The sequence below is a fragment of the Phaeobacter sp. CC-HEC084 genome (genome assembly GCF_059429255.1).
The window spans coordinates 1,192,155-1,203,310 of the sequence record NZ_JCAIJQ010000009.1; the positions used below are offsets into that span (position 1 = coordinate 1,192,155).

At 63.1% G+C, this 11,156-nt stretch carries 10 protein-coding genes; 7 read left to right on the forward strand and 3 right to left on the reverse strand.

The window, feature by feature from the left end; genetic code table 11:
* Positions 1-50: 50 nt before the first annotated feature.
* The 3 genes from AC5SSZ_RS22850 to AC5SSZ_RS22860 all read left to right on the forward strand — a co-directional run bounded on the left by AC5SSZ_RS22850 (position 51) and on the right by AC5SSZ_RS22860 (position 3,516).
* Entirely contained in the window at positions 51-572 is a 522-nt protein-coding gene (locus tag AC5SSZ_RS22850; protein WP_065271805.1) for a DUF3035 domain-containing protein, read from the forward strand.
* 260 nt (positions 573-832) lie between these two features.
* A complete protein-coding gene (locus AC5SSZ_RS22855) occupies positions 833-2,188 on the forward strand; it encodes a M16 family metallopeptidase (RefSeq protein ID WP_274838140.1) in 1,356 nt (451 codons plus the stop codon).
* Between the two features lie 11 nt (positions 2,189-2,199).
* Positions 2,200-3,516, forward strand: coding sequence for a M16 family metallopeptidase (locus tag AC5SSZ_RS22860; protein WP_368947704.1), 1,317 nt, complete (start codon positions 2,200-2,202; stop codon positions 3,514-3,516).
* A gap of 77 nt (positions 3,517-3,593) precedes the next feature.
* On the opposite strand, the gene AC5SSZ_RS22865 is transcribed toward AC5SSZ_RS22860, so the two are convergent.
* Genes AC5SSZ_RS22865 through AC5SSZ_RS22875 form a run of 3 tightly spaced genes read right to left on the reverse strand, consistent with a single transcriptional unit; the run spans position 3,594 to position 7,182 of the window.
* Positions 3,594-5,930 (reverse strand): aldehyde dehydrogenase family protein, encoded by a 2,337-nt coding sequence (locus tag AC5SSZ_RS22865; protein WP_495440273.1) that lies wholly within the window; start codon positions 5,928-5,930, stop codon positions 3,594-3,596.
* Between the two features lie 11 nt (positions 5,931-5,941).
* Positions 5,942-6,955, reverse strand: a complete 1,014-nt coding sequence (gene deoC / locus AC5SSZ_RS22870; RefSeq protein WP_495440275.1) for a deoxyribose-phosphate aldolase — start codon at positions 6,953-6,955, stop codon at positions 5,942-5,944.
* Between the two features lie 11 nt (positions 6,956-6,966).
* Complete coding sequence (locus AC5SSZ_RS22875; RefSeq protein ID WP_495440276.1) at positions 6,967-7,182, reverse strand: hypothetical protein; 216 nt, start codon at positions 7,180-7,182, stop codon at positions 6,967-6,969.
* Here AC5SSZ_RS22875 and AC5SSZ_RS22880 point away from each other — a divergent pair.
* Genes AC5SSZ_RS22880 through AC5SSZ_RS22895 form a run of 4 tightly spaced genes read left to right on the forward strand, consistent with a single transcriptional unit; the run spans position 7,166 to position 11,097 of the window.
* Entirely contained in the window at positions 7,166-8,143 is a 978-nt protein-coding gene (locus AC5SSZ_RS22880) for a metal ABC transporter solute-binding protein, Zn/Mn family (protein ID WP_495440278.1), read from the forward strand. The genes AC5SSZ_RS22875 and AC5SSZ_RS22880 overlap by 17 nt on opposite strands.
* A gap of 2 nt (positions 8,144-8,145) precedes the next feature.
* Entirely contained in the window at positions 8,146-8,958 is an 813-nt protein-coding gene (locus AC5SSZ_RS22885) for a metal ABC transporter ATP-binding protein (RefSeq protein WP_274833047.1), read from the forward strand.
* A gap of 4 nt (positions 8,959-8,962) precedes the next feature.
* The gene (locus AC5SSZ_RS22890) at positions 8,963-10,171 is read left to right on the forward strand and encodes a metal ABC transporter permease (RefSeq protein WP_495440279.1); all 1,209 of its coding nucleotides are present in this window, start codon (positions 8,963-8,965) and stop codon (positions 10,169-10,171) included.
* Complete coding sequence (locus AC5SSZ_RS22895; protein WP_274829836.1) at positions 10,168-11,097, forward strand: metal ABC transporter permease; 930 nt, start codon at positions 10,168-10,170, stop codon at positions 11,095-11,097. Before AC5SSZ_RS22890 ends, AC5SSZ_RS22895 begins: the two co-directional genes overlap by 4 nt.
* Positions 11,098-11,156 lie beyond the last annotated feature (59 nt).

Consider the following 11,156-nt stretch of genomic DNA (forward strand, 5'->3'; position numbering starts at 1 on the left):
GGGTGCAATATGCGTTAAAAGCGCAGGGAAACTGGCAGGAGTAACTGGGAATGCGGATCCCTTTCGGCATGATTGTTCTGGTAGGCGCGGTGGCCGTCGCGGGCTGCTCGCAAAAAGGTCTGCGTGATATTCGCAAGACCGGGACCGGGCCGGATGAATTCCTTGTGCTACCGAACAAGCCGCTGAACGAGCCCGCAGATTACAGCAGTCTGCCGGAACCAACGCCGGGCGCAGGCAATATCGCTGATCCGACCCCTCAAGCCGATGCGGTCGCGGCGCTGGGCGGCAAGCCCTCTGCGCTGGTTCCTGGACAGGGTGTCTCCTCCTCGGATCTGGCGCTGGTCAGCGCCTCCAGCCGCTATGGCGTGTCGCCAACGGTGCGTCAGGAACTGGCCGAGGAAGACGCCAAGTTCCTGAAGAAAAAGCGTATCACCGGGCGGATCCGCCTGTTCCCTGTCGACCGCTATGAGCAGATCTACGCCAAGCAGACGCTGGACCCGTTCGAGACAACCGAACAGTTCCGCCGCGCGGGTGTGGCAACCCCTTCTGCGCCGCCGCCAAGCGGAGAGTGAACCGCGCCTCTGCTGCGCAGCTTGACTGGATGGCCGTCCGCCGGGCGGGTTAGCACGTTCACAATTTTGACAATTCGCTATCGTGACAGGGCGCCTTGTCTCCCTGCGACCTTGGCTTAGGTTGCGGTTCGTCAAGACATCCCCAATATGGGTAGGACTATGCCGGGTGCGCTGGTGGCTGTCTTTGCACAGCCGGACAGGCCCCGGATGTGACGGACAGAGGCAGCATGTCTTTGGAGAAATCTATTGGAGGACGCCGCATGATCCGACGGATCGCACTGGCCGCCATCGCTGTAACAGCCGTTCTTGCCGCGCCGCTGCGCGCTGCAGAACCGGCTGAGGACATGGTGACGGCCTTTACCCTTGAAAATGGCATGGACGTTGTGGTGATCGAGGATCACCGCGCGCCAGTGGTTCAGCATATGGTCTGGTACCGCGCCGGATCCGCGGATGAGCCGCCGGGTCAGTCCGGGGTCGCGCATTTTCTGGAGCACCTTCTGTTCAAGGGCACCGACAAGATGGAGCCGGGAGAGCTATCGGCGACGGTGGCAGCCAATGGCGGGCGGGACAATGCTTTCACCAGCTATGATTACACCGCCTATTTTCAGCGCATTGCGGCGGACCGGCTTGAACTGATGATGCAGATGGAAAGCGACCGTATGGTCAATCTGCGCCTCAGCGAGGAGGAGATCGTCACCGAGCGTGAGGTGATCCTGGAAGAGCGCAACCAGCGCACCGACAGCGATCCGCGGTCCCTGTTCCGAGAACAGCTGAGTGCGGCACAGTATCTGAACCACCGTTATGGTCAGCCGGTGATCGGCTGGCGCCATGAAATGGAGACGCTGGACAGGGAGGACGCGCTGTCCTTTTACGGAACTTACTATGCGCCCAACAACGCCATTCTGGTGGTCTCGGGTGATGTGGAACCCGAAGAAGTCCGCCAGCTGGCCGAAAAATACTACGGTGTGATCCCGGCGAACCCCGACCTGCCGGAACGGTTCCGCAGCCAGGAGCCACCGCAGACGGCAGAGCGGCGCATGGTCTATCGCGATCCACGCGTGGCACAGCCCTATGTGCAGCGCTCTTATCTGGCGCCGGAACGCAACAGCGGCGCGCAGGAAAAGGCGGCGGCACTTTATCTTCTGGCTGAACTGCTGGGGGGCGGCAATACCTCCTATCTGGCCAATGCGCTGCAATTCGATCAGCAGCTGGCGGTCTATACCGGTGCCTTCTATTCGGGGGTGTCGCTGGACAAGACCAGTTTTTCCTTCCTTGTCGTCCCGGCCGAGGGTGTTGGGATGCAGGAGGCTGAGGATGCGCTTGACGCAACCTTTGCGCGCTTCCTTGAAGAGGGTGTCGACCCCGATCAGCTGGAGCGGATCAAACTGCAACTGCGCGCGGCGGAAATCTATGCGCGCGACAATGTGGATGGGATCGCCAATCGTTATGGTCAGGCGCTGACCTCCGGGTTGACGGTGGAGGACGTGCAGGAGTGGCCCCATATCCTGCAATCGGTCACCGCGGATGAAATCATCGCCGTCGCCCGTGAAGTGCTGCAGCCCGAGGCGTCGGTCACTGGCTGGATGGTGCGCGCAGATGAGGAGGTCACCCAATGACGGGATTTGCCATGATACGTGCCGGGCTGGTCGCCTGTTTTGCCCTTCTGATCTCTGTGCTGCCGGTCAGCGCCGAGATCCGCATCAAGGAAGTCACCTCGCCCGGGGGCATTACTGCCTGGCTGGTCGAGGATCATACGATTCCCTTCACCGCGCTTGAGCTGCGGTTTCGCGGCGGCACCTCGCTGGATGCCCCGGGCAAGCGTGGCGCCATCAACCTGATGACGGGCCTTCTGGAAGAAGGCTCCGGCGAGATGCCGGCGCAGGACTATGCCCGTGCAGTTGAAAGCCTTGCGGCCAGTTTCTCTTATGACGCGGATAAGGAGGCGGTGTCGGTCTCTGCCCGCTTCCTGACCGAGAACCGGGATAAGGCCATCGACTTGCTACACCAGACCCTGGTGGCGCCACGGTTTGATCAGGACGCTCTGGACCGGGTGCGAGCGCAGGTTCTGTCCGGCCTGCGGTCGGACGCTGAGAACCCCAATGACATCGCCGGGCGTGCCTTTTCCAAGATGGCCTTTGGCGATCACCCCTATGGTTCGGACGGCTCGGGCACCATCGATACCGTGTCCACCCTGACGCGGCAGGACATGTTCGATGCACATGATGCGGTCTTTGCCCGCGACAGGCTGTTTGTCAGCGCCGTGGGGGATATCGACGAGGCCGCGCTGGGCGCCTTGCTCGACACGCTTCTGGGGGACCTGCCAGAGACTGGCGCACCGCAGCCGGGTCCGGCAGCGGTCACGATCGAGGGCGGAACCACCGTGATCGACTATGACACGCCGCAATCCGTTGCGCTGTTCGGGCATGTGGGGATCGACCGGGAAGATCCGCGGTTCTTTGCGGCCTATATCATGAACCAGATCCTGGGCGGCGGTTCCTTCGAAAGCCGCCTGATGACCGAAGTGCGCGAAAAGCGCGGCCTGACCTACGGGGTCTATTCCTATCTGCTGCCGCGTGATCTGGGCTCTGTCTACATGGGCTCGCTCGCCTCGGCCAATTCCAAGATGGCCGAAGCGGTTGCGGTGATCCGCGAAGAATGGAGCCGTCTGGCAAGGGAAGGCGTTACCGAGAAGGAATTGCAGGATGCCAAGACCTATCTGACCGGGGCTTATCCGTTGCGTTTTGATGGCAACGGCCGCATTGCCTCTATCCTGGTGGGGATGCAGCTGGACGGCATGCCGATCGACTACGTGCGCACCCGCAATGACAAGATCAACGCGGTCACTCTGGAAGAGATCAACCGCGTCGCCTCGGAAGTGCTGCAACCGGACAATCTGCATTTTGTGGTTGTGGGGCGGCCGGATGGATTGAAAACCGGCGGCTGAGCCTTGCACTTTCCCTGAAATGACAACGGGCCGGAGAGAGATCTCCGGCCCGTTTTGTTTCGGCATGCTATCCGGCGTTATTCGCCGTAGGGCACCCAGATGTTCTTGATCTCTGTCGCCGCCTCCAGGAACCGGTGGCTGTGGTCCGTGTCCCAATCCAGCGCGGTGCCATTGTTGACCCATGTGCGTTTGAGATTGCTGGCGGACGCCTTTTCGATCTCTGCCGACAGATCGGTGGAGGAAAAGCTCCAGACCGCATCGACGTTCATATGCGATGCCAGCGGCCCTGCCAGATCGACATGACTACCGGTCAGGATATTGACCACACCTGCGGGCACATCCGAGGTGTCCAGCACCTGATAGAAATCAGTTGCCGCCAGCGGGAAGGGCTCGGAGGCGGTCAGCACCACCCGGTTGCCCATGGCGATGGCGGGCGCCATCACCGAGACCAACCCCAGAAGCGGCGCCTCATCCGCACAGAGCGCGCCGATCACGCCAACGGGTTCCTTCATCGCCAGCGCCACGCCGCGGATCGGTACGCCATGCACCTGACCGTCGTATTTGTCGGCCCAGGCCGCTGCGGTGAAAAGGCGCTGGATCGAGGCCTCGACCTCCTTGGCGCCACTGCGCCGCCCGGTCATGTGGTCGATGCGATGGGCGAATTCCTCGGCCCGGGCAGAGAGGTTCTCTCCGATGTAATAGAGGATTTGCGCCCGCAGATGGCTGGTGGTCTTGGACCAGCCCTTGGCCCCGGCGGCGGCCTCGACCGCGTTGCGCACATCCTTGCGGCTGCCAAGGCCGACATAGCCGAGAATGGCGCCCGATTTGTCATGCACCGCGCGGGAATAACCGCTGTCGGGGCGGGCCTGCTTGCCGCCGATATACATCTTGGCGGTGCGGTCGATGGGATCGGCGCCGCTGCCCTGACCGGTGAAGCCTTTGACCTGCGCCAGCGCCTTGGGTTTGCCGCGGGGTTTGGTATAGGCCGACAGTCCTTCCCAGCCTCCTTCGCGGCCAAAACCGCTTTCGCGCACGCCGCCAAACCCGGCAGCGGCATCGAACATATTGGTGCCATTCACCCAGACCAAGCCGCAGGCCAGTTTCGGCGCGATATCAAGGGCGAGGTTGACGTTCTCGCTCCAGACACTTGCGGCAAGCCCGTAACGGGTGTTGTTGGCCAGCTCGACCGCCTCGGCCGGGGTGCGGAAGGTGCAGGAGACCAGCACAGGGCCAAAGATTTCTTCCTGCATCAGCCGGTCGGCGGGGGTCAGCCCCTCGATCAGAGTTGGGCGGAAGAAACAGCCTTCCTCGGGCATGTCCACCTGCGCCTGATAGGTTGCGCCTGCGTCATTTGAGGCGACCAGATCGGTGATCGTCTTCAGCTGCACCGGGTCAACCACGGCGCCCACGTCGATGCATTTGTCCAGCGGATCGCCAAGGCGCAGCTTGTCCATGCGGGCGCGCAGTTTGGCGTGGAAGCGTTCCGAGATGCTTTCCTGCACCAACAGGCGCGAACCGGCGCAGCAAACCTGCCCCTGGTTGAACCAGATCGCATCCACCAGCCCTTCGACAGCGCTGTCGATGTCGGCATCGTCAAAGACGATGTAGGGCGACTTACCACCCAGTTCGAGTGTCAGCGCCTTGCCGCTGCCTGCAGTGGCTTCGCGGATGCGGCGGCCCACGGCGGTGGAGCCGGTAAAGGCGATCTTGTCCACGTCGGCGGCCACGATCATCTCGCCCACGGCGCCGTCGCCGGTAACGATGTTCACAACACCCTTCGGCAGGCCCGCCTGACGGCAGATGTCGGCAAACAGAAGCGCGGTGAGAGAAGTATACTCCGCCGGTTTCAACACCACGGTATTGCCCATGGCAATGGCGGGCGCCACTTTCCACGCAAGCATCAACAGTGGGAAATTCCACGGGATGATCTGACCGCAGACCCCAAGGGCGGCGCGGTCCGGCAGTTCGCTCTCCATCAGCTGGGCCATGCCCGCGTGATAGTAGAAATGCCGCTGCGCCAGCGGGATATCGATGTCCCGGCTTTCGCGGATCGGTTTGCCGTTGTCCATGGTTTCAAGCACGGCAAACAGGCGGCTGTGTTTTTGGAGCAGGCGCGCGATGGCATAAAGATATTTGGCGCGACCCGGCCCGCCCAGTTTTTCCCACTTGGGCTGGGCGCTGCGCGCGGCGGCGACGGCGGTGTCCACGTCGGCCTGCGTCGCCTGGGTCAGGGTCGCAAGCACCTCTCCGGTGGCGGGGTTCTGGCTGTTGAAGCCATCGCCTGGCGCGGTGAAGGTGCCATTGATGAAATGGCCGAAGCGGTCGCCCTGATCGACAAGCCAGGCGAGTGCCTCGGCGGCGCTTTCGGGAGCGGGGCCATAACTCATGGTGTCAAAGATCTCTTTCACGGTCATTTCAGCACTCCTCAGCCCATCGCGTGGCGGTAGCCCGCGGAATAGGCGCCGGTGACATGGTGTTCTAGCTGGCGTTCGATATCTCCCAGCAGGGAAGAGGCGCCAAAGCGGAACAGGTCGGGCTGCAGCCAGCGGTCGCCCAACTCCTCCTTGATCAGCGACAGGTAGACCAGCGCATCCTTGGCCTTGGAAATACCGCCGGCGGGTTTATAGCCGACGCGGTAACCGGTGCGTTCGTGATAGTCGCGGATGGCGCGGATCATCACAAGGCTGACCGGCAGGGTGGCATTGACGCTTTCTTTGCCGGTAGAGGTCTTGATGAAATCGGCGCCCGCCATCATGCAGATCATCGAGGCGCGCGCGACGTTGCGCAAGGATCCCAGTTCACCGGTGGCGAGGATCGCCTTCACATGGGCATCGCCGCAAGCGGCGCGGAAGGCTTTCATCTCATCATAGAGTGCCTGCCAGTTGCCACTCAGAACGTGGCGGCGCGAGATCACGATATCGATCTCATGGGCGCCTGCCTTGACGCTTTCCTCGATCTCGGCAACGCGCAGATGGAAGGGCGACAGCCCAGCTGGAAACCCGGTGGAGACCGCTGCGACCGGAATACCGGTGCCCTTGAGCGCGGTAACCGCCGGGGCGATCATGTCGTGGTAGACGCAAACGGCGCCGGTGGTGATATCCGGGGTGCCAAGCGCCTGTAGAATGTCCGCGCGCACTGGCTGGCGCGCCTTGGCGCACAGGCGGCGCACCCGCCCCGCGGTATCATCGCCGGAAAGCGTGGTCAGGTCGATGCAGGTGATCGCCTTCAGCAGCCACGCAGCCTGATAGTCTTTCTTGACGCTACGGCGTCCGGGCAGCGTCGCACAACGCCGCTCAATCGCCGAAGTATTGGCCTGCAGGCCAAGCGCCCAGTCCAGATCCAGCTCCATGCCGGGATTGCGCGGCTCACCGACCTGCGGCAGCTGCGCGTCGCCCGCGGCATTGGCCTGAGTGCTTTGCGCGGAGATGTGGCTTTCCATTGCGGGGATCCTCACCAAAGTTCTGCGCGAAAGTCGCACGGGTGCGGCATCTTGGCAAGCAAGCCGCCTGCTTTCCGTGCAGTAAATTGACCGTTTGGAAAAACCAGCTCTCTTTGTTGAGAATAATTCGCATTTACATTGACAGTTTTGAGAATCGTTCTCATATTGCCTTCAACACCGGCCTGAAAACCGGCATGAAGGAGAACGAGGATGAGAGTTTCGCTCAATGGCCTGATGCGGCTTGCGCTGTTGCTGGTACTGCCGCTGATACTGGCCTTTGCGGCGGGTCGCGCCGTGGCCGAGGCACCGCTGAAGATCGTAGCTACCACGGGCATGATCGCGGATGCCGCGCGTCAGGTCGGCGGTGATGCGGTTGAGGTGCGCGCCCTGATGGGGCCGGGGGTCGATCCCCACGCCTACCGGCAGACCCGGTCGGATATCGTCGCGATGACCCGGGCGGATCTGGTGCTGTATCACGGTCTCTACCTTGAGGCGCAGATGGAAAGCTTCCTGCACGATCTGTCCCGCAAGCGGAATGTGGTCGCGGTGGCCGAAGGTCTGCCAAAGGATCTCTTGCGGGCCCATGACGATTACGAGAACAAGTTCGATCCGCATGTCTGGATGACGCCGAACCTGTGGAAACGGGTGGTGATGGATATCGCTGCGGTGCTGAGCGAAGCCCGCCCTGCCGAGGCGCAAATCTTTGCGGCCAATGCTCAGGCACATCTGGCGGATCTGGACCGGTTGATCGCCTACGCAAGCAAAACGCTGGCAACCGTGCCGGAAAACAACCGGGTGCTGGTCACCGCACATGATGCCTTTGGCTATTTTGGCCGCGATTTCGGCTTCGAGGTGCTGGGCATTCAAGGCATCTCGACCCAATCCGAAGCGGGGCTGAATCGGATCGGTGAACTGGTCGATCTACTGGTTGAGCGCAAAATCTCGGCGGTCTTTGTCGAAAGTTCGGTGTCGGACCGTTCCATGCGCGCCCTGATCGAAGGTGCGGCGGCGCAGGGCCACGAGGTGCAGATCGGGGGCGAGCTGTTCTCGGACGCGATGGGCGCCGATGGCAGCTATGAGGGCACCTATCTAGGCATGCTGGACCACAACGTGACCACCATCGCCGGGGCGCTGGGCGCAGATGTGCCAGAGCGCGGCATGGATGGCAAACTGTCGGCGGGGCTTTGATCATGACACAGACGGTTGAACTTGTGCGCGATGCCGGGGCAGACATCGCATCGACTTCCCCGGAAAACAGCCCGCTGGCCATTCGCGGCCTCACCGTTACCTACGGAGAGAAACCCGCTGTCTTCAGTGTCGACATGACGGTCGAGCCGGGCAAGATGACGGCCATCATCGGACCCAACGGGGCGGGTAAATCGACCCTTTTGAAATCCGCACTTGGGATCGTGCCGCCGGTGTCCGGCCGGGTGCAGGTCTTTGGCCGCCCATTGGAGGCAATGCGCGCCCGCATCGCCTATGTGCCGCAGCGCGCCAGCATCGACTGGGACTTCCCGACCCGTGTCATCGACGTAGTAATGATGGGGCTCTATCGAGAACTGGGGCTGCTGGGCCGGATCCGGGGTCATCACCGGACCGTGGCGCGCGATTGTCTGGATCGGGTCGGCATGGGCGATTTCGCCGACCGCCAGATCGGCCAGCTTTCGGGTGGCCAGCAGCAGCGGGTGTTCCTGGCCCGCGCACTGGCGCAGGATGCGGACCTGTACCTGCTGGACGAACCCTTTGCCGGGGTGGATGCCGCGACAGAAAAGGCCATCATCACCGTCCTGAAATCCCTGCGTGCTGCGGGTAAGACGGTTGTGGTGGTGCACCACGATCTGGCCACCGTCGCGGAATATTTCGACAATGTCTTTCTGATCAACACCCGAAAGGTTGCCGAAGGCCCGGTCGCCGAGGCCTTTACCGCGGAAACCCTACAGGCCGCCTATGGCGGGCGCCTCGCGACGGCGCAGATCGATCAGCTGGCGGCGGCAAAGGTTTGATCCCATGTTGATGGACGCGCTTTTCCTGCAATTGGGCTACAACGCCACGCTGGTCTCCCTTGGGGCGGCCCTTTTGGGCGGCGCCGCTGGGATTACCGGCACCTTCCTGTTCCTGCGCAAACGGGCGCTGGTCAGCGATGCGGTCAGCCATGCAACCCTGCCCGGTGTTGCCATTGCCTTTTTGGTGATGGTGTTCCTGGGCGGTGACGGGCGCAACTTGGCGGGGCTGCTGCTGGGGTCTGCCCTGTCGGCGGCGCTGGGCCTCTGGTGCATGAACTGGCTGACCCGCAACACCCGTCTGGCCGAGGATGCAGCCATCGGCGCGGTCCTGTCTGTGTTCTTCGGGTTGGGGATCGTGCTGTTGACGGTGATCCAGACGCTGGGCGTTGGACGGCAGGCGGGGCTTGAGGGCTTCCTTCTGGGATCGACCGCCGGCATGCTGTTCAGCGATGCGATGATCATCGCCGCAGGCAGTGCAGCGGCCCTGCTGGTGATCCTCCTGACGCGGCGACCGATGATGATGGTGGCTTTTGACCCCGAATATGCCGCTGCGCGCGGCCTGCCGGTGCACCGCATCGATCTGTTGATGATGGGGCTCGTCATGGCTGTAACCGTGGTGGGGCTAAAGATCGTCGGCCTGATCCTGATCGTCGCCCTGCTGATCATTCCCGCCGTCACCGCGCGTTTCTGGACCGAGCGGTCGGACCGTGTCGTGGTCTATGCGGGGCTGGCAGGCGGTGTCTCTGCCTATGTCGGCGCGGCGATTTCCGCCTCGGCGCCCAACCTGCCAACCGGGCCGATCATCGTTCTGGTCAGTTTTGTGCTCTTTGCCCTGTCCTTGCTTTTTGCGCCCGGGCGCGGCGTGTTGGCAGCGGTGCTGCGCCACCAGCGGTTCCAGCGCCGGGTGCATCTGCGGCAGGGATTGCTGGCGCTGGCACAGGGGCAACCGATCTACGAACCGCTGACCCTGCGGCTGTTGCGCCGTGCCGGGCTGGTGCGCGCTGACGGAGTGGCCACCGACAAGGGGCGCGCCCGCGCCGCCAAGGCCTTGCGCGACGAAAAACGCTGGGAACTGGTGCGCAGCGATCTGGCGCATGAGGCCGCCGCCGCGCTCTATGACGGGCTTCGCGAGATTGAAACCGTGCTGACCCGCGATCAGATCAGCGAAATCGACCGCCGCATCGGCGGCCCGCAGGAGGTTCCCGCAGGATGATGGGCTCTGAATTCGTTCCCCTGTCGCTGACGCCGCTGCTGATCGGTACGTTTGCCGCCGTGGCCTGCGCGCTGCCGGGCAATTTCCTGCTGCTGCGCCGACAGGCCCTGATCGGAGACGCCATCAGCCATGTGGTGTTGCCGGGCATCGTGGTGGCCTTCCTACTGACCGGAGCGATTGCAGCCGGGCCGATGCTGCTGGGCGCGGCGGGCGCAGCCGTCACCGCTGTCATCCTGATCGAGGCGGTGCGCCGTCTGGGCCGGATTGAGCCGGGCGCGGCCATGGGGGTGATCTTTACCACCATGTTTGCCGCCGGTGTGCTGCTGCTGGAACAGACCGATACCTCCACCGTGCATCTGGACGTGGAACATGCGCTTTATGGTAACCTCGAAAGTCTGATCTGGCTGGATGCTACCGGCTGGTCCTCTCTCTGGGATGCCGAGGCGCTGCGCTATCTGCCACCGGAGTTGCCGCGCATGGGGCTGACGCTGCTGGGCGTGGTGGCCTTCATCGCGCTGTTCTGGCGGGCGCTGAAAATCTCGACCTTCGACGAAGGCTTCGCCCGCACGCTGGGGATCCGCACCAATCTGCTGGGACTGGCGCTGGTGGTCACCGCTGCGGTGGCGGCGGTCGCCGCCTTTGATGCGGTGGGGTCGATCATCGTCATCGCCATGTTCATCTGCCCGCCTGCGGCCGCGCGGATGATGACCAACCGGCTGGAGGCGCAGGTCGGCTGGAGCGTCGTCTTTGCGGTGCTGTCGGCGGTGCTTGGCTATGTTCTGGCGGGCTATGGGCCGCTGTGGCTGGGCGGTACGGATGCGGTCAGCGCGGCGGGCATGATCGCTGCCGTCTCGGGCATGATCCTGGCGGTGACGGCCCGGTTCGGCCCTTGTCGCCGTCGCGCGGGGGCGCCTGCCGGAGGGTAATCCGCCGCTGCCTCGCGCGCTTTGCGGGTGGCAGAATCGAAGGGCTCCATGCTAAATTT

Excerpts from the sequence above, each read along its gene's own strand:
- deoC (WP_495440275.1), bottom strand. The coding sequence starts at position 6,955 with ATGGAAAGCCACATCTCCGCGCAAAGCACTCAGGCCAATGCCGCGGGC.
- AC5SSZ_RS22890 (WP_495440279.1), top strand. The coding sequence starts at position 8,963 with ATGTTGATGGACGCGCTTTTCCTGCAATTGGGCTACAACGCCACGCTG.
- AC5SSZ_RS22885 (WP_274833047.1), top strand. The coding sequence starts at position 8,146 with ATGACACAGACGGTTGAACTTGTGCGCGATGCCGGGGCAGACATCGCA.
- AC5SSZ_RS22880 (WP_495440278.1), top strand. The coding sequence starts at position 7,166 with ATGAGAGTTTCGCTCAATGGCCTGATGCGGCTTGCGCTGTTGCTGGTA.
- AC5SSZ_RS22865 (WP_495440273.1), bottom strand. The coding sequence starts at position 5,930 with ATGACCGTGAAAGAGATCTTTGACACCATGAGTTATGGCCCCGCTCCC.
- AC5SSZ_RS22895 (WP_274829836.1), top strand. The coding sequence starts at position 10,168 with ATGATGGGCTCTGAATTCGTTCCCCTGTCGCTGACGCCGCTGCTGATC.
- AC5SSZ_RS22855 (WP_274838140.1), top strand. The coding sequence starts at position 833 with ATGATCCGACGGATCGCACTGGCCGCCATCGCTGTAACAGCCGTTCTT.
- AC5SSZ_RS22850 (WP_065271805.1), top strand. The coding sequence starts at position 51 with ATGCGGATCCCTTTCGGCATGATTGTTCTGGTAGGCGCGGTGGCCGTC.
- AC5SSZ_RS22860 (WP_368947704.1), top strand. The coding sequence starts at position 2,200 with ATGATACGTGCCGGGCTGGTCGCCTGTTTTGCCCTTCTGATCTCTGTG.